General features: G+C 66.8%; 17 protein-coding genes. 11 read left to right on the top strand and 6 right to left on the bottom strand.

Features of this window, described 5'->3' with window-relative positions; all coding sequences use genetic code 11:
* Positions 1-6: 6 nt before the first annotated feature.
* The 3 genes from HPC46_RS11945 to HPC46_RS11935 are packed head-to-tail and all read right to left on the bottom strand — an operon-like array spanning position 7 to position 2,758.
* A complete protein-coding gene (locus HPC46_RS11945; protein WP_179470009.1) occupies positions 7-930 on the bottom strand; it encodes a class I SAM-dependent methyltransferase in 924 nt (307 codons plus the stop codon).
* 5 nt (positions 931-935) lie between these two features.
* Positions 936-1,841 carry a class I SAM-dependent methyltransferase gene (locus HPC46_RS11940; RefSeq protein WP_179470007.1) on the bottom strand — a complete coding sequence of 302 codons (906 nt, stop codon included), beginning with the start codon at positions 1,839-1,841 and terminating at the stop codon, positions 936-938.
* The gene (locus HPC46_RS11935) at positions 1,838-2,758 is read right to left on the bottom strand and encodes a class I SAM-dependent methyltransferase (protein ID WP_179470005.1); all 921 of its coding nucleotides are present in this window, start codon (positions 2,756-2,758) and stop codon (positions 1,838-1,840) included. Before HPC46_RS11935 ends, HPC46_RS11940 begins: the two co-directional genes overlap by 4 nt.
* Before the next feature lie 321 nt (positions 2,759-3,079).
* Between HPC46_RS11935 and secY the strand changes: the two genes are divergently transcribed.
* The 11 genes from secY (at position 3,080) to HPC46_RS11880 (ending at position 13,202) form a co-directional block, all read left to right on the top strand.
* Entirely contained in the window at positions 3,080-4,405 is a 1,326-nt protein-coding gene (secY, locus tag HPC46_RS11930; protein ID WP_005143915.1) for a preprotein translocase subunit SecY, read from the top strand.
* Entirely contained in the window at positions 4,402-4,947 is a 546-nt protein-coding gene (locus HPC46_RS11925) for an adenylate kinase (RefSeq protein WP_179470001.1), read from the top strand. The genes secY and HPC46_RS11925 overlap by 4 nt, the downstream gene beginning before the upstream one ends.
* Positions 4,948-4,953: 6 nt before the next feature.
* Positions 4,954-5,751, top strand: a complete 798-nt coding sequence (map, locus tag HPC46_RS11920) for a type I methionyl aminopeptidase (protein WP_179469999.1) — start codon at positions 4,954-4,956, stop codon at positions 5,749-5,751.
* A gap of 264 nt (positions 5,752-6,015) precedes the next feature.
* A complete protein-coding gene (locus tag HPC46_RS11915; RefSeq protein ID WP_179470101.1) occupies positions 6,016-6,807 on the top strand; it encodes a transglutaminase-like domain-containing protein in 792 nt (263 codons plus the stop codon).
* A gap of 63 nt (positions 6,808-6,870) precedes the next feature.
* Entirely contained in the window at positions 6,871-7,386 is a 516-nt protein-coding gene (locus tag HPC46_RS11910; RefSeq protein ID WP_179469997.1) for a sigma-70 family RNA polymerase sigma factor, read from the top strand.
* Entirely contained in the window at positions 7,383-8,096 is a 714-nt protein-coding gene (locus HPC46_RS11905) for an anti-sigma factor family protein (RefSeq protein WP_179469995.1), read from the top strand. Before HPC46_RS11910 ends, HPC46_RS11905 begins: the two co-directional genes overlap by 4 nt.
* A 133-nt stretch (positions 8,097-8,229) precedes the next feature.
* Complete coding sequence (locus tag HPC46_RS11900) at positions 8,230-9,942, top strand: thiamine pyrophosphate-binding protein (protein ID WP_179469993.1); 1,713 nt, start codon at positions 8,230-8,232, stop codon at positions 9,940-9,942.
* A complete protein-coding gene (locus tag HPC46_RS11895; RefSeq protein WP_179469991.1) occupies positions 9,923-10,588 on the top strand; it encodes a DUF8713 domain-containing protein in 666 nt (221 codons plus the stop codon). Before HPC46_RS11900 ends, HPC46_RS11895 begins: the two co-directional genes overlap by 20 nt.
* A gap of 8 nt (positions 10,589-10,596) precedes the next feature.
* Positions 10,597-11,619 carry a 3-oxoacyl-ACP synthase III family protein gene (locus HPC46_RS11890; RefSeq protein ID WP_179470099.1) on the top strand — a complete coding sequence of 341 codons (1,023 nt, stop codon included), beginning with the start codon at positions 10,597-10,599 and terminating at the stop codon, positions 11,617-11,619.
* Positions 11,619-12,650 carry a pyridoxal phosphate-dependent aminotransferase gene (locus HPC46_RS11885; protein ID WP_179469989.1) on the top strand — a complete coding sequence of 344 codons (1,032 nt, stop codon included), beginning with the start codon at positions 11,619-11,621 and terminating at the stop codon, positions 12,648-12,650. The genes HPC46_RS11890 and HPC46_RS11885 overlap by 1 nt, the downstream gene beginning before the upstream one ends.
* Positions 12,651-12,689: 39 nt before the next feature.
* Positions 12,690-13,202 carry a MarR family transcriptional regulator gene (locus HPC46_RS11880; protein WP_233716383.1) on the top strand — a complete coding sequence of 171 codons (513 nt, stop codon included), beginning with the start codon at positions 12,690-12,692 and terminating at the stop codon, positions 13,200-13,202.
* On the opposite strand, the gene mmsB is transcribed toward HPC46_RS11880, so the two are convergent.
* Genes mmsB through HPC46_RS11865 form a run of 3 tightly spaced genes read right to left on the bottom strand, consistent with a single transcriptional unit; the run spans position 13,199 to position 16,769 of the window.
* Entirely contained in the window at positions 13,199-14,068 is an 870-nt protein-coding gene (gene mmsB / locus HPC46_RS11875; protein ID WP_179469985.1) for a 3-hydroxyisobutyrate dehydrogenase, read from the bottom strand. The genes HPC46_RS11880 and mmsB overlap by 4 nt on opposite strands.
* A 17-nt stretch (positions 14,069-14,085) precedes the next feature.
* Complete coding sequence (locus HPC46_RS11870) at positions 14,086-15,252, bottom strand: acyl-CoA dehydrogenase family protein (RefSeq protein ID WP_179469983.1); 1,167 nt, start codon at positions 15,250-15,252, stop codon at positions 14,086-14,088.
* Positions 15,249-16,769 carry a CoA-acylating methylmalonate-semialdehyde dehydrogenase gene (locus HPC46_RS11865; protein ID WP_179469981.1) on the bottom strand — a complete coding sequence of 507 codons (1,521 nt, stop codon included), beginning with the start codon at positions 16,767-16,769 and terminating at the stop codon, positions 15,249-15,251. Before HPC46_RS11865 ends, HPC46_RS11870 begins: the two co-directional genes overlap by 4 nt.
* Between the last annotated feature and the right edge of the window lie 74 nt (positions 16,770-16,843).

Below are 16,843 nucleotides of genomic sequence, written 5' to 3'. Positions count from 1 at the left end.
AGTCCATCACCTGGCGCGGGTCGCGGTCAGATAGCCGGTGGAATCGCTGAACTGGACCAGTGTCTCGTCGTCGGGCATTTCGAAACCGTTGGCCGCATACGATTCCCGAGTGGTCAGCGTGCTGATCCGCCAGCCCAGTTCGGTCAGATAGTCACCAGCCGAATTCCGTTCGCCGTCGTAGAACAGGGCGGGCAAGTCGATATCGGACCCGATCTGCGCCGAATACTTCTTGAACCGGTCGCGCCAGCTGTCCGGCAACGTCATTCCCGCGGCCATGAACTCGGTGGCGACGCGGCTACCCGGTGCTGACAGCGTGTTGATGTTGTCCAGCAGCCGATCCTGGGCCTCCGGCGGCAGGTAGATCAACAGTCCTTCGGCGATCCACGCGGTCGGCTGGGTGGTATCGAAGCCGTTCTCCCGCAACGCTGCCGGCCAGTCGTCACGCAGGTCGACGGCGACGGCGCGCCGTTCGGCGGTGGGGGACACGCCCATGTCCGCCATCACCCGGGTCTTGAACTCGATGACCTGCGGTTGGTCGAGCTCGAACACGACCGAGCCGGCCGGCCAGCTCATCCGGTACGCGCGAGTGTCCAGCCCGGACGCGAGGATCACCGCCTGGCGGACACCGTCGCGCGCCGCGTTGGTGAAGAAGTCGTCGAAGAAGCGGGTCCGAACCGCGATCTGTTCGACCATCCGGCGGCGGTTGAGCATCGGATCGTCCTCGATGTTCGCCTCGCCGTTGGCCACCCGGATCAGGGATTCCACGCCGACGGCCTTGACCAGTGCGTCGGCGTACGGGTCGTGGATCAGCGCGTCGGGGCCCCGGGAAGCCAGTGCGCGCGATGCCGCCACCGATGTCGCGGTGGCGCCGACACTGGATGCCAGGTCCCAGGTGTCGCCGTCGTATCGGATTGAGCCGGTGTCGTTCATGGGTGTTACTTCCGGATTGCGGTGACGGACACGGAGTTACGCAGAGATATGGTCAGGTCGGTGTCGGGGAAGTGCCGGCCGTACACGGCGAACATCTCCTCGCGTGCCCGCGCACTGACCTGCCAGCCCTGCTGCTCGAGATAGCCGATGACCGGGTTGCGGTCGCCGGGGTAGAACAGGTCTGCCATATTGAGATCCAGCCCGCGGTCCTGCCATTGGCTGCTGATCGCCTTGGACCGCGCGGCCAGGCCGGCACCGCCATCGGGGTGGTATTCGGTGGCGATCCGGCTGCCCGGTGCGGACAGTGCGGTGATGTTGTCGAACAGCCGGTCCTGAGCCTCCGGCGGCAGGTACACCAGCAGCCCCTCGGCGCTCCACGCGGTCGGCTTGGTGTCGTCAAAACCGTTGGCGCGCAGGGCTGCCGGCCAATCTTCGCGCAGGTCAATGCTCACCGTGCGCAGTTCGGTGGTGGGGGAGGCGCCCAACTCCGCCAGCGTCTCGGTCTTGAATTCGATGACCTTGGGCTGGTCGATCTCGTAGACCACCGTGCCCGCCGGCCAGTCCAGCCGATAGGACCGCGAATCCAGGCCGGAGGCCAGGATCACGGCCTGTCGCACGCCGGCGGAGGCGGCTTCGATGAAGAAGTCGTCGAAAAACCGTGTCCGGACCGCCATCACGTCGGTCATGATCCGGGCGGTGTCCGCACCGTCCGTGGCCGCCATGTCGAGGTCACCGTCGACCATCTTGGTGAAGACGTCGATGCCGACCGCGCGGACCAGCGGTGCCGCGAACGGGTCGTCGATGAGCGCGTTCTCGTCGCGGCTGGCGACCGCGCGGGCAGCGGCCACCATGGTGGCGGTGGTCCCGACGCTGGTGGCCAGATCCCAGGAATCGGCGTCGCTGCGGCTCACCGGGCACCGCCGTAGACGGCGTTGAGGTAGTACAGCTTGCCCATCGGCTCGTCCTCGTCGAACGTGCCCAGTCGCTCGGCGGCCAACAGGTCATTGACCGAGGCTGTGTTCACCTGCCAGCCATGGCCGGCGAGGTAGGCGGCCGCCTCGTTGCGCTCACCCAGGTACACCAGGTTGCCGAAGTCGAGGTCGAATCCGTTTTGGCGCCAGTGCGCGGAGATGGTCTCCATCTTTTCCCGGGACTGTTCTTGTTCCTCCGGATCAGCGGGTGGCGCGCTGTCGATGGCCACCCGGCTGCCCGGAGCGGACAGGTCGGTGATGGTGTCGAGCAGCCGGTCCTGGGCGTCGGGCGGCAGGTAGCCCAGCAGGCCCTCGGCACTCCAGGCCGTGGGTGCCTGCGGATTGAAGCCGGCCTCGCGCAGGGCGCTGGCCCAGTCGTTGCGTAGATCCATTGCAACCGTGCGGCGCTCACAGGTCGGTGCCGCGCCCTGCTCGGCGAGCGTCTGAGTCTTGAACGCGATGACCTCCGGCTGATCGATCTCGTAGACGACCATGTCGGCCGGCCAATCGAGTCGGTATGCCCGGGAGTCCAGGCCGGACGCCAGGATGACCACCTGCCGGAGCCCGGCATCGGCAGCGTCGAGGAAGAACTCGTCGAAGAACTTGGTCCGCACCGCCATGTTGTCGGTCATCCGTGTGACGCCCATCGCGGTCTGGTCGTCGGGGGTGGGGATGTCACCGCTGGCCATCTTGATGAAGAAGTCGACGCCGACCGCCCGCACCAGAGGTTCGGCGAAGGGATCGTCGATCAGAGGTTCGGTCTCCCGGCTCGCCGCGGCGCGGGCGGCGGCGACCAGGGTCGCGGTGGCTCCCACGCTGGACGCCAGGTCCCAGGTGTCATTGTCGGTGCGCGTCATCTCAAGCCTCATTACTCCGCAACTGATACTTAGCCGATATAACCACTAGCGACTGTACGTGATTCCCGCTGGAGGTCGGCTGTGAGCGCGGGTGGGCCGCGGCCGCATCATTCCCCGGGTCGCTTCGCTCCTGCCCGCCGAAACCAATCCGCGGATTCCCGCCCTGCCTGGGCCAACTGTTACTCTCGTAGACTGTTTGAGCGCGCGATGCTGCAGGCGTAAAACCTGGCGGCGATCGGTGCACGGCAGGATTACCCGAACGCTGGCCAGACCAGCCCCATTGGCACGCTGAGACTCCCGTCCGGCTGCCCAGGAGGAAGAGTGCTCTCGGCTTTCATCTCTTCGCTCAGGACGGTCGACCTGAGGCGAAAGATCCTGTTCACCCTGGGCGTGGTGATCCTTTACCGGGTCGGCGCTTCGCTGCCGTCCCCGGGGGTCAACTACAAGAACGTCCACCAGTGCATCGAGCAGGTCAGTGGTGGCGCCGGGGGGCAGATCTATTCGCTGATCAACCTCTTCTCCGGCGGCGCGCTGCTGCAGCTGACGGTGTTCGCGGTGGGCGTAATGCCCTACATCACCGCGAGCATCATCGTGCAGCTGCTCACGGTGGTGATCCCGCGCTTCGAGCAGCTGCGTAAAGAAGGTCAGGCCGGTCAGGCCAAGATGACCCAGTACACGCGCTACCTGGCGATCGCGCTGGCGATCCTGCAGGCCACCAGCATCGTGGCGCTGGCCGCGAACGGCGGTCTGCTGCAGGGCTGCACGCTGGACATCCTCCAGAGCACGAGCATCTTCTCCCTGGTGATCATCGTGCTGGTGATGACCGCGGGCGCCGCCCTGGTGATGTGGATGGGCGAGCTGGTCACCGAGCGTGGCGTCGGCAACGGTATGTCGCTGATGATCTTCGCCGGTATCGCCGCTCGTATCCCGGCCGAGGGCAAGAGCATCCTGGACAGCCGCGGCGGCCTGGTGTTCACCGCCGTCTGCGCGGCCGCCCTGCTGATCATCATCGGTGTCGTCTTCGTCGAGCAGGGCCAGCGCCGGATCCCGGTCCAGTACGCCAAGCGCATGGTGGGCCGCCGGATGTACGGCGGCACGTCGACCTACCTGCCGCTGAAGGTCAACCAGGCCGGCGTCATCCCGGTGATCTTCGCGTCATCGCTCATCTACATCCCGCACCTGATCACCCAGCTGATCCAGAGCGGACGGAGCACCCCGAGCAACGGCTGGTGGGACCGCTTCGTCGCCAACTACCTGACGAACCCGGCGGATCCGGTCTACATCGGCATCTACTTCGGCCTGATCATCTTCTTCACCTATTTCTATGTGTCGATCACGTTCAACCCTGACGAACGTGCCGACGAGATGAAGAAGTTCGGTGGCTTCATCCCCGGTATCCGCCCGGGTAAGCCCACCGCCGACTACCTGCGCTACGTGTTGAACCGGATCACCCTGCCCGGCTCGATCTACCTGGGTGTGATCGCCGTTCTGCCGAACCTGTTCCTGGAGATGGGCAACAGCGGCGGCGTCCAGAACTTGCCGTTCGGCGGTACCGCGGTTCTGATCATGATTGGCGTCGGTTTGGATACGGTCAAACAAATCGAGAGCCAGCTCATGCAGCGCAACTACGAAGGGTTCCTGAAGTGAGAATCGTTTTGCTCGGTCCGCCAGGTACGGGCAAGGGAACCCAGGCTGCTGACCTGGCCGAGAAGTTCGGCATCCCGCACATCTCCACCGGTGACCTGTTCCGGCACAACATCAGCACCGGCACCGAACTGGGGCTGGAGGCCAAGAAGTACCTCGACGCCGGTGACCTGGTCCCGGCCACCCTCACCAATGCCCTGGTCGATAGCCGCCTCGACGACGCCGACGTGAGCGACGGGTTCATCCTCGACGGGTTCCCCCGCTCGGTGGAGCAGGCCGAGGCGCTCAAGCAGATGCTGAGCCGCCGCAACCTCAAGCTCGACGCTGTGCTCGAGTTCCGGGTGCCCGAGGAGGAGCTGGTCACCCGGCTCATGAGCCGCGGCCGCGCCGACGACAACGAGGACACCATCCGCAACCGGTTCAAGGTCTACCGCGACGAGACCGCGCCGCTGCTGGACTACTACCGCGACGAGCTCAAGACCGTCGACGCCGTCGGTGGTCTGGACGAGGTCTTCGCGCGGGCGCTGCAGGCCCTCGGCCACTGACGCTTCATGGTCTCCATCCCCGGTCTGCGCAATCGCAAAACCGTTCCCGCCCGCACGCCGGGTGAACTGGATGCGATGGCCGCTGCCGGGGCAGTGGTGGCCGCCGCTCTTCGCGCCGTCCAGGCGGCCGCCGCACCCGGGGTGTCCACCAAGGATCTCGACGACGTCGCCGAGACGGTGATCCGGGAGGCCAACGGCATCCCGTCGTTCCTCGGCTATCACGGCTACCCGGCCAGCATCTGTTCGTCGGTCAATGACCGTGTGGTGCATGGCATTCCGACGCCCGAGGAGAAGCTCGCCGCCGGCGACCTGGTATCCATCGACTGCGGTGCGATCATCGAGGGCTGGCACGGCGACGCCGCCGTCACCTTCGGTATCGGCGCGCTGATCGCGATGGACGAGGCGCTGTCCGCGGCGACCAAGCAGTCTATGGAAGCCGGTATCGCGGCGATGGTCCCGGGCAACCGGCTCACCGACGTCTCGCACGCCATCGAGACGGGCACCCACGCCGCCGAGCGGACCTACGGCCGCAAGTTCGGCATCGTCGCGGGCTACGGCGGGCACGGCATCGGCAGGCAGATGCACATGGATCCGTTCCTGCCCAACGAGGGCGAGCCCGGCCGCGGCCCGCTGCTGGTCGCCGGCTCGGTGCTGGCGATCGAACCGATGCTGACCCTGGGCACCACCAAGACGCGGATCCTGGCCGACGAATGGACCGTCGTGACCTCGGACGGGTCGCGGGCCGCGCATTGGGAGCACACCGTCGCGGTGACCGACGACGGACCGCGAATTCTGACCGCCTAGTTCGACGACGAGCTGAGTCGGTAGGCGTCCTGCCAGCCCAGAAGTGTTGGTGGGACTTCATCTTTCTGTGGTGAGCGATCTTGGCCCCCCACGGTTAGGGTGAGCACGTCAGCGCATGCGGTTCAACAGCGACGCCGTCGGGTCCGCGATGACACGGCCCTCAATGAAGGCGGTAGGTGCATGCCCCGATGGCGGCGCGACAACGATCAGCACGGCAACGAATCCTCGCCGCCCGTCGACGCCGGCTCGGTGCTCCGCCGTGAGGTGGGCGCCGAAATCGAGTTGGCGGTCACCTCGCCGACCACTCTCGAGTTCCAGATCGCGGTCGCGCCCCACCCCGGCGCGGAGGTCACCGAATCATTCGAGTACCGGTGCAACGGCAAACTGGTGACCGCTCACGAGCTCGTCGGTGACCACAACTCCCGCATTCACCGCTTCGACGTCGGTGAGGGGACCGTCACCGCGTCCTACCGGGCCACTGTCCTGGGCCGAACCGACCCGCCGCCGGTTCACGAGATCGATCTCTCGACGTATTTGCGACCGAGTCGCTACGCCGAGGCGGACAAGTTCTACGGATACGCCGCCACCGAGTTCGGTCAGTACGCCGACTCGGTGACGCTGCTGGAGAAGGTGTCGTCGTGGGTGGGCACCCGGTTGAATTACGTGCCGGGTTCCAGTGATCCGATCGACGGCGCCGTTGACACACTGCTCGCCGGAGAGGGCGTGTGTCGCGACTACGCCCATCTGGTCATCGCGTTGTTGCGGGCGGTCAACGTGCCGGCGCGGTTGGTGGCGGTTTATGCACCGGGGTGCGAGCCGATGGATTTCCATGCCGTCGCTGAAGCATTCGTCGAGGGTGGGTGGCGGGTCGTGGATGCGACGTGTCTGGCGCCGCGGCAGTCGATGGTGCGGATCTCGACCGGGCGCGACGCCGCCGACACCGCCTTCCTCGACAACCACAAGGGTGCCATCAGCCTCAAGAACATGGAGGTCAGTGCGGTGGTCGACGGCCGGCTGCCGGTCGATTCGGTACACGATCTGGTCGCATTGTCCTAAAGTCGCGGCGCACACTTGAACCCGACACTCACCGGTTACGTGTCTCCACCGGGAGGTTGAGTGATGGACGACCCGGAAGCGGCGTTGGTGCGAGTGCTCTACCAGGAGCACGCGGCCGCATTGTGGCGCTATGCGCTGCGGCTCACCGGGGATCCGGCGCGCGCCGAGGACGTGGTGCAGGAGACGCTGCTGCGCGCCTGGCAACACCCCGAGGTGGCCGGCGACGCCGAACGCTCCGCTCGGGCGTGGCTGTTCACGGTCGCGCGCAACATGATCATCGACGAACGACGCAGTGCCCGGTTCCGCAAGGAAACCGACTCGCTGGACACCGAGGGCGCCCCGGAACCCGCCGGGCCCGACGAGGTCAACTCGGCACTGGACCGGCTGCTGATCGGTGACGCGCTGGCTCAGCTGTCGCCCGACCATCGCGCTGTGGTCCGCCGTTCCTACTATCTTGGCTGGACCACAGCGCAGATCGCGGCCGACCTCCAGATTGCCGAAGGAACGGTGAAGTCGAGGCTGCACTACGCGGTGCGTGCGCTTCGCCTGACGCTGCAGGAGATGGGGGTGACACGGTGAACGATCCGTACGACCCTTACGAGACGTGGGATGCCTCTTATGTTCTCGGGTCCCTGTCGAGCACCGAGCGCCGCGAATACGAGGCACACCTGAGCGGATGCGTGCCGTGCCGCACCGCGGTCGGTGAGCTCAGCGGCATGCCGGCCCTGCTGGCCATGCTCAGCCCGGACGACGTGGCCGCTATCGACACCGGCGATAGCGAACCGCCGCCGCTGCGCCCGCAGCTGCTCGACGGCGTGCTCTTCGAGGTGCGGCGCCGCCGACGTCGCAGCCGGTGGATCACGTGGACGGTGGCCGCCGCGGCTGCCGCGGTGCTGGCCGTCGGGACCCTCGTCGCGATCAAACCGGCGCCCTTCGCCGACCCGGGCCACACGCTGCACGCGTCTGCCACGGCTGTCAGCATGACCCCGGTGATGCCGTCCTCGTTCGACGCGACGGTGCAGGTGACCCCCATGGGGTGGGGCACCCACGTGGAGATGACGTGCACGTACCACGAGGAGATCGGCAGCGAGGCCACCGAGGACGCCGACAAGCTGGTGATGTACGCGGTCGGCCGCGACGGGAGCAAGGTGCAGCTGGCGACCTGGATGGCCCGCGAGGGCGAATCGGCTTCGCCGACCGGCAGCACGTCGATGCCGATGGAGAAGATCGCCTCCGTCCAGGTGGTCAAGGCGGACACCGGCGACATCCTGCTGGAACGCAGTCTGTAATTCCCCGCTGATCTAGCGATCAGTCAAAAGCCTTCTGCTGATGGACTTTTCATCTGATCAGGGCCCTGCTTGGTGAACCGAACCGCTTCGCAGCTCGTGTCACTGGCAGGGTCGGGGAGGACAGGTGAGCCAGATGGACAGGCAACAGCGTGTGGTCGACCACATCGTCGACCAACTTACGGCCATCGGCGTCGACTACATGTTCGGTGTCGACGGCGCCAATATCGAGGATCTCTACGATGCCGCGTACTTTCATGACGGCGTCACCGCTGTGCTGGCGAAGCATGAGTTCTCCGCGGCGGCAATGGCCGACGGGTACAGCCGGTCGGGGTGTGGGTTGGGTGTGGTCATCGCGACCTCCGGCGGTGGGTCGCTGAATCTTGTTCCCGGACTGGGAGAATCACTGGCCAGCCGGGTCCCGGTGCTGGCGTTGATCGGTCAGCCGGCCACGGCGATGGACGGCCGGGGCAGTTTTCAGGACACCAGCGGGCGAAACGGCTCGCTGGATGCCCACGCGCTGTTCTCGACGGTGTCGGTGTACTGCCGGCGTGTTACTTCTGCCGAGCAGATAGTGACCGCCCTGCCGGAGGCGATCGCCGCGGCGTGGCAGGGCGGCCCGGCGGTTCTGTTGCTGCCCAAAGACGTTCAGCAGGCGCTTGTTCCGGTGCGCAGTCGGCTGGCATCGGCGCCGGAGCCGCCGGTGGTTGGCGACCCGTGGCCGCTCGCCCGGGTACTGCGTCGGGCGCACGGACCGGTGACGATCATCGCGGGCGAGCAGGTGGCGCGCGACGACGCCCGTGTCGAACTGGAGCGCCTGCGTGCCCTGCTGCGGGCCAGGGTCGCGACCGTACCCGACGCGAAGGACGTCAGCGGATCACCGGGACTGGGTTCGTCATCGTCGCTCGGTGTCACCGGTGTGATGGGCCACCCCGGCATAGCCGATGCCATCCGCGAGAGTGCGCTGTGTCTGTTGATCGGAACCCGGTTCAACGTGACGGCGCGCAGCGGCTTGGATGATGCGCTGAGCTGCGTGCCGACGATGTCCATCGGTTCCGCCGCGCCGTATCTACCGTGCACGCACATCCGGACCGACGACCTACGCGCATCACTGGGCAAGCTGGCGATGATGCTCTCGGGGGGTGGGTGCCGGCCCAACGGCGTGCGGGTGCCTGAGGTGATCGGCCGCCAGGAACTGTTCCCGCCGCGCCACACCGGTGACGGAATCCGTTACCGGGATGCGATTTCCGCGCTCGACGCCGTCCTTGTCGACGATGTCGACATCGTCGTCGATGCGGGCAACACGGGTGCGGCCGCGATCCACAACCTCCCGGTGCGCCGATCGGGGCGGTTCCTGGTCGCACTGGGCATGGGCGGCATGGGCTACAGCTTCGGGGCCGCCATCGGCATCGCGTTCGGCCGGCGGCGTCGAGTCGTGGTGGTGGCCGGTGACGGGTCGTTCTTCATGCATGGCATGGAAGTGCACACCGCGCTGCAGTACCGGCTGCCGATCACCTTCGTGCTGTTCAACAACAACGCGCACGCCATGTGCGTGACGCGTGAGCAGTTGTACTACCGAGATCTATACAGCTACAACAGGTTCCGGCCCAGCAATCTGGGTGCTGGCTTGGCTGCCATGTTCCCGGGGCTGCGTTCGGTCGACGTGGGTGAGATCGGGCAGTTGAATGCCGCACTGGGGGTAGCTCTTGCCGACGACGGGCCATCAGTCGTCAGCATCGAATGCTCGGCCGAGGAAATCCCGCCGTTCGCACCGTTCCTGACTGCGCTTCGGCAGTCCACGGCCCCAACCACCGAGGAGAGCAATCCCCATGTCGCTGCCCGCGCTTGACGACATTTTCGTCCACACCGGATCGGCCGCCCCTATCGAGGGAGTGATGCGGATCGAGACATCGCCGCGAGAGAAGGCCACCCCGGTCATCATGGAGATGATGCGGTCGGTGTATCCGCACGACCAGGTCTTCGGCCGGTACTGCACCGTCAACGACTACATCGACTGCCCGCCCGACGAACTGTACGAATATCTGTCCGACACCCGCTCGCTGGAGGAATGGACCTACAGTCTGCGCGGGTTCGAAGAGACCGACGAGCCGGGGCTGTGGGTGGCCTACGACCGATTGGGTTCGCAGACAACCATCTACACCCGTACCGAAGCAAACCCGCAGGCGCGCACCGTCGACTACCACTGCGCATGGGACCAGGGCAAGCACTTGTGGATGATCTACCTGATGCGGGTGATCGACGCGCAGACGGTGCTCGACAAGCCTGGTTCGGTTGTGCTGTGGACGAACTGCCGTCATCCGTTCTATGACGACAACCCTTATCCGGAAACCGCACCGCCGCAGCGACCGGTGTGGGTCGGCGATTTCTGGGACATGTTCGGCGCCGGCCACGAACTCGAGCTGAAGAATCTCAAAGCGATCGCCGAATACCGCCGCCGCAATGGACTGCCGGTGACGCCGGGGTGGATGAAATGAGCACTGCCATGGGCCAAACCGATGTCAGCTTGATCGATGTCTCGAGTTACCTGCCCGGCGATCCGGTCCCCGCCGACTATTACGCTCAGTTCGCCGACTCTGACGATCTGCGCGACAACCTGATGTTCCGGGCGCCGAAGTTCCGCCACCACGTGGCACCTGACGAGACCGCCACTGACATGATCGAGCGGGCCGCGGCCGGGCTGATCGAGCGGCACGGCGAGGACGTGGTTTCCGGTGCGGACATCCTGATCACCCACACCCAGTTGCCGGACATGCCGTTCTACGGCGGTGGCGGTGCGATCGCGCATCGCCTTGGTATGCGGCCGAATTGGGTGCTGGATCTGCACAACGGCGGCTGCGCGGCGTTCGTGCTCGGGCTACAGGTGGCCCGGCAGCTGCTGGCCTCGGGCGCAGGGCAGACCGCGGTGGTGGCGATCGCGCAGAACTCGGCGGGTCAGGTCTTCGATCAGCCGACTGTGCGGCGCAAGGCCCAGGCGGCGGTGCCCGGCGACGGCGCGGCCGTCGGCCTCGTGACGGTGTCGGACTCCTCGCCGATCCTCGGCATCGAAACCCGCACCTACGGTGAGTTCGCCGGCGATATGACGATCGCGTTCGATCCGCCGCGCAAGTGGTGGCGGCCTGGACCCGCCGAGGGTTACATCGGATTCACCGAATCGAAGATCACCAAGGTGCTCGCTCGCGGCAACCGGCAGGTCCCGGAAGTCGCACTGGCGGTGTGCCATCGGATCGGGATGAAGTCGCGCGACCTCGACCTGCTCGTCACCAACCAACCGAACCGGGTGTTCCTGCGCAACTGGCGCGAAGCCCTGGAGCTACCGCCCGAGCGGCACGTCGACACATTCGACCAGTGCGGCAACCTGTTTGGCGCGGGCATCCCGATCAATCTCGACCGGGCGATCAGCGAGGGGCGCATTTCGGCCGGCGACACCATCCTGATGGCGGCCTTCGCCCACGCCGGCGATTTCGCCGGGGCGGCCGCGGTGCGCTGGGGCGGCAGGGCCGCCTGATGCAGCCGCTGTCGCAGGTTGCCGGCGACAGTCTGGCCACACTGCCCGACGCCGTCGATCCACTGGCGTTGTCGCTCAACGAGAATCCGTTCACGCCGCTGCCGACGGTGCGTTCGGCCCTGATCGCCGCAACCGGCTCCGTCAACCGGTATCCCGAATTCTTGCCGGAGAGCTTGCGGCGGTTGATCGCCGGGCACATCGGGGTGGCCGAGGACCAGGTGGTGGTCGGTCCCGGCGCCACCGGGGTCGCGATGCAGCTCCTGCACGCCGTGACCGCGCCGGGCGACCGGATCGCCATGGCCGCACCGACCTTCGACGGCTACCCGATCTTCGCGCGGATGGCCCGGCTGCAACCGATCATGGTCCCGCTCGACGAGCACGGCTGCCACGATCTGGATGCGCTGGCCGAGGCCGCCGCCGACGCCAAGGTCGTGGTCCTGTGCCGTCCGCACAATCCGACCGGGACGGTAGAGTCCGCGCCCGCGGTGGAGCGGTTCCTGGCCGCGGTGCCCAGTGACACCATCGTCCTGCTCGACGAGGCCTACATCGAGTTCGTCGCACCCGCGTTCCGGCTCGATGGCCTGTCGCTGATCCAGCGGTATCCGAATGTGCTGGTGTTGCGGACGTTCTCCAAGGCTTACGGTCTTGCGGGTCTGCGCATCGGCTACGGCTTCGGGTCTGCCGAACTGACCGCCCTGCTGTGGCGGATGCAGTTGCCGTTCGGGATGGACTGCACCGGCCTGGTGGCCGTCGCCGCGTCCTACGATGCGGAACGCGAGCTGCGGCGGCGCATCCGGGTGATCACCGCGCAGCGGCGCTACCTGCGGATGCGGCTGCGCGCCATGGGGGTGTACGTCACCGAAGGGCATGCCAACTTCGTGTATCTGCCACCGGCACGCAAGCCGTGGCGGGAAGTTTTCGACCCGGCCGGACTGCGGGTGCGCCACTACACCGACGGCGGCGTGCGAATCACCGTGGGGGACCGGATCTCGACGCGCGCGGTGCTCGCCGCGGTGGCGGAGTGGCGGTAGTGCCCTGTGCCGGTGCCCGGATGCGGTATGAATGAGCGGATGGCTGCCGACTCAACCTCGTCCGAGAAACCGGACCCGATCGCCGCGGCGCGCCGAAATTGGGAGCGCTCCGGGTGGGGTGATGTCGCCGAGGGCATGGTGGCCGTGACCTCGGTGATGCGGGCCCACCAGATCCTGCTGGCCCGGGTCGAGAATGCGCTACGGCCCTACGATCTGAGCTTCTCGAGGTTCGAGCTGCTGCGCCTGCTGGCGTTCAGCCGCACCGGTGCGCTACCGATCACCAAGGCGTCCGACCGGTTGCAGGTGCATGTCACCAGCGTCACCCACGCCATTCGTCGGCTGGAGGCCGACGGACTGGTCAAGCGGGTGCCGCACCCCACCGACGGGCGCACCACGCTGGTGGAGATCACCGAGCTCGGTCGCTCGACGGTCGAGGACGCCACCAAGACGCTCAACGCGCAGGTGTTCGCCGACGTCGGTCTGTCGGCTGCCGAAGCGCGGGCCCTGGCGGCGTCGATCGAGACGTTGCGCCACCACGCCGGGGATTTCTAGCGCAGCGTTTCGATGACCGCGCTGAAGTCCAGGTCGGCGTGCTCGCCGGCGAACTTGCGGTAGATCTCGGCGGCGTGGGTGCCCAGCGGGGCCGTCGCGCCGGTCGACGACACGGCGTCCATCGCCAGGCCCAGGTCCTTGTTCATCAGCGCGGTGGCGAACCCCGGCTGGAAATTGTTGTTGGCCGGTGACGTCGGAACCGGGCCGGGCACAGGGCAGTTGGTGTGCACTGCCCAGCAGTTGCCGGTCGCCCCGGTGATCACGTCGAACAGCGACTGCGCGGACAGGCCGAGCTTCTCGGCCAGCACGAACGCCTCACCCACGGCGATCTGCTGCACAGCGAGCACCATGTTGTTGCACAGCTTGGCGGCCTGCCCGGCACCGGAGGATCCGCAGTGAATCACCTTGCTGGCCATGGGTTCCAGCACCGGACGGGCCTTCTCCAGCGCATCGGCTTCGCCGCCGACCATGAAGGCCAGCGTGCCGGCCGTCGCGCCCTTGATGCCGCCGGACACCGGAGCGTCCAGCTGGGCCATCCCGGCGGCTGCAGCCTGGGCGTTCACCTCACGGGCGTCGTCGACCGAGATGGTGGAGGTGTCGATAAACAGCGTGCCCGCCGTGGCGGCCGGAAGTGCTTCGGCGTAGCAGGCTTTCACGATCGCGCCGTTGGGCAGCGAGGTGATGACGACGTCGGCTCCGGTCACCGCGGCAGCACCGGCGTCGAACACCGCCGCACCCTTCTCCTCGGCCGCCTGGCGCAACGCGGGCACCGGGTCGAAGCCGCGCACGGTGTAGCCGGCATTGACCAGGTTGGCCGCCATCGGTCCACCCATGTGGCCCAGCCCCAGGAACGCGATCGTCGTCATGCGTAGGCTCCTTTGCCCTATGCTGATGCGCGCGCCCGGGCGGCCTCGGCCCGCCCGATGACCACGCGCATGATTTCGTTGGTGCCCTCCAGGATTCGGTGCACACGCAGATCGCGGACGATCTTCTCGATGCCGTACTCCCGCAGGTAGCCGTAACCGCCGTGCAGCTGCAGCGCCTGATCGGCCACGTCGTAGCAGGCATCGGTGACATAGCGTTTGGCCATTGCGCACAACGCGACCTTGTCCGGCTCGTCGTTGTCCAGCGCGGCGGCCGCGCGCCACAACATCAACCGGGACGTCTCCAGCGCGGTGGCCATGTCGGCCAAGGTGAATCGGATGGTGGGCTCGTCGAGCAGTGCCCCGCCGAAGGCTTGGCGGTCGGCCAGATAACTCGCGGCCTTGTCGTAGGCGGACTGCGCGCCGCCCAGGGAACAGGCGGCGATGTTGAGGCGTCCGCCGTTGAGGCCGTTCATGGCGATACCGAAGCCGGTGCCCTCGCCCTCAGGGCCGCCTAGCATCGCCGACGCCGGCACCCGTACACCCTCCAGGACCACCTGGGCGGTGGGCTGAACGTTCCAGCCCATCTTCTCTTCTTGGGCACCGAAACTCAGTCCTGGCGTGTCTTTTTCGACGATGAACGCCGAGATGCCGCGCGGGCCGTCGGACCCCGTGCGGGCCATCACGACGTACACATCGGAGGTGCCGGCTCCGGAGATGAACTGCTTCACACCGTCGAGCACGTAGTGGTCGCCGTCGCGGACGGCCTTGGTGCGCAACGCCGATGCGTCCGATCCCGCACCCGGCTCGGTGAGGCAGTAGCTGGCGATCGCCTCCATCGAGGCGAGCCGAGGGATCCACGACTTGCGCTGATCGTCGGTGCCGTACGTGTCGACCATCCACGCGCACATGTTGTGGATCGACAGGAACGCGGCCAGTGCAGGGTCGGCCGTCGAGAGCTGCTCGAAGATCCGCACCGCATCCAGGCGCCGCAGCCCGCTGCCGCCGACATCCTCGGCGCAGTAGATCGCGGCCATCCCCAGCTCGGCGGCCGCCCGCAAGACGTCGACCGGGAATTCTTTGGAGTGATCCCAGTCCAAGGCATGCGGCGCAAGACGTTTGATGGCGAACGCGGTCGCCGTTTCGGCGATCACGCGGTCGTCGTCGTCGAGCGTCAGGAAGTTCATTGCATCGTGGGGATGACGAACTCGGCGCCGTCCTTGATGCCTGATGGCCACCGCTCGGTGACGGTCTTGGTCTTGGTGTAGAACAGGATCGAGTGCGGACCGTGCTGGTTGAGGTCGCCGAAGCCGGAGCGCTTCCAGCCGCCGAAGGTGTGGTAGGACACCGGAACCGGGATCGGCACGTTGACGCCGACCATGCCGACCTGAACCCGGGACACGAAGTCGCGGGCGGCATCGCCGTCGCGGGTGAAGATGGCCACCCCGTTGCCGTACTCGTGCTCGGTGGGCAGGCGCAGGGCCTCTTCGTAATCATGAGCCCGCACGATGCACAGCACCGGGCCGAAGATCTCGTCGGTGTAGATCGACATGTCGGTGGTGACGTGGTCGAACAGGGTGGGGCCGATGAAGAAGCCACCCTCCAGGCTGGCGTCGGCGAAAGTCAGCTCGTCGCTGGCCTTCTCGCGACCGTCGACCACGATCTCGGCGCCGGCGGCCACACCGGCGTCGATGTAGTCACGGACCCGCTTGAGGGCGGCGCCGGTGACCAGTGGCCCGTAATCGGCCTTGGGGTCCAGACTGTGGCCGACGCGCAGGTTGTTGATCCGCTCGACGAGCCTGGCGCGCAACCGGTTTGCGGTCTCTTCGCCGACGGGCACGGCGACGCTGATGGCCATGCAGCGCTCGCCGGCGCTGCCGTAGCCGGCTCCGATGAGGGCGTCGACGGCCTGGTCCAGATCGGCGTCAGGCATGACGATCATGTGGTTCTTGGCGCCGCCGAAGCACTGGGAACGCTTACCGTTGGCTGCGGCGGTGGAGTAGATGTACTGCGCGATATCGGAGCTGCCGACGAAGCCGACAGCCTTGATGTCGGGGTGATGCAGGATCGCGTCGACGGCCTCCTTGTCGCCCTGCACGACCTGGAATACACCGGCGGGCAGCCCGGCTTCGAGGAACAGTTCGGCCAGGCGCACCGGGACCGAGGGGTCGCGCTCGGAGGGCTTGAGGATGAACGCGTTACCGCATGCCAGTGCGGGGCCGGCTTTCCACAGCGGGATCATCGCGGGGAAGTTGAACGGCGTGATGCCGGCGACCACCCCGAGCGGCTGGCGGATCGAGTACACGTCGATGCCGCCCCCGGCGCCCTCGGTGAACTCGCCCTTGAGTAGGTGCGGGATGCCGATGGCGAACTCGATGACCTCGATGCCGCGCTGGATGTCACCGCGGGAGTCGGCAACGGTCTTGCCGTGCTCGATGGACAGCAGCTCGGCGAGCTCGTCGGTGTTGGCATTGACCAGCTCGATGAACTTCATCATCACGCGGGCCCGGCGCTGGGGGTTCCAGGCGGCCCATTCCTTCTGTGCTTCGACGGCTGAGGCCACCGCGGTGTCGACGTCGGCGGCTGAGGCCAGGAGCACCTGGGCCTGCACCTCGCCGGTGCTCGGATTGAGGACGTCGGCGGTGCGCGTGCTGGACAGATTGCTGCGCTGTCCGTCGATGAAGTGCTGGATGGTTGTGCTCATGACTGCCCCTTGGCTGACCTGGCGGCTGAATACTAGGACATCCTAGTAACGCGTTGACCGGCTCCGCAAGGGGG

The sequence above is a fragment of the Mycolicibacterium vinylchloridicum genome, assembly GCF_013404075.1.
Classification (GTDB): domain Bacteria; phylum Actinomycetota; class Actinomycetes; order Mycobacteriales; family Mycobacteriaceae; genus Mycobacterium; species Mycobacterium vinylchloridicum.
Note: the sequence above shows the minus strand (reverse complement) of the source record. Positions and strands in the feature narration are given on the sequence as shown.

What these genes read in the sequence shown, in the direction of transcription:
- HPC46_RS11945 (WP_179470009.1), bottom strand. Translation starts at nt 930, where the DNA reads ATGAACGACACCGGCTCAATCCGATACGACGGCGACACCTGGGACCTG.
- HPC46_RS11935 (WP_179470005.1), bottom strand. Translation starts at nt 2,758, where the DNA reads ATGACGCGCACCGACAATGACACCTGGGACCTGGCGTCCAGCGTGGGA.
- map (WP_179469999.1), top strand. Translation starts at nt 4,954, where the DNA reads ATGGTCTCCATCCCCGGTCTGCGCAATCGCAAAACCGTTCCCGCCCGC.
- HPC46_RS11910 (WP_179469997.1), top strand. Translation starts at nt 6,871, where the DNA reads ATGGACGACCCGGAAGCGGCGTTGGTGCGAGTGCTCTACCAGGAGCAC.
- HPC46_RS11900 (WP_179469993.1), top strand. Translation starts at nt 8,230, where the DNA reads ATGGACAGGCAACAGCGTGTGGTCGACCACATCGTCGACCAACTTACG.
- HPC46_RS11895 (WP_179469991.1), top strand. Translation starts at nt 9,923, where the DNA reads ATGTCGCTGCCCGCGCTTGACGACATTTTCGTCCACACCGGATCGGCC.
- HPC46_RS11890 (WP_179470099.1), top strand. Translation starts at nt 10,597, where the DNA reads ATGGGCCAAACCGATGTCAGCTTGATCGATGTCTCGAGTTACCTGCCC.
- HPC46_RS11885 (WP_179469989.1), top strand. Translation starts at nt 11,619, where the DNA reads ATGCAGCCGCTGTCGCAGGTTGCCGGCGACAGTCTGGCCACACTGCCC.
- HPC46_RS11880 (WP_233716383.1), top strand. Translation starts at nt 12,690, where the DNA reads ATGGCTGCCGACTCAACCTCGTCCGAGAAACCGGACCCGATCGCCGCG.
- mmsB (WP_179469985.1), bottom strand. Translation starts at nt 14,068, where the DNA reads ATGACGACGATCGCGTTCCTGGGGCTGGGCCACATGGGTGGACCGATG.
- HPC46_RS11870 (WP_179469983.1), bottom strand. Translation starts at nt 15,252, where the DNA reads ATGAACTTCCTGACGCTCGACGACGACGACCGCGTGATCGCCGAAACG.
- HPC46_RS11865 (WP_179469981.1), bottom strand. Translation starts at nt 16,769, where the DNA reads ATGAGCACAACCATCCAGCACTTCATCGACGGACAGCGCAGCAATCTG.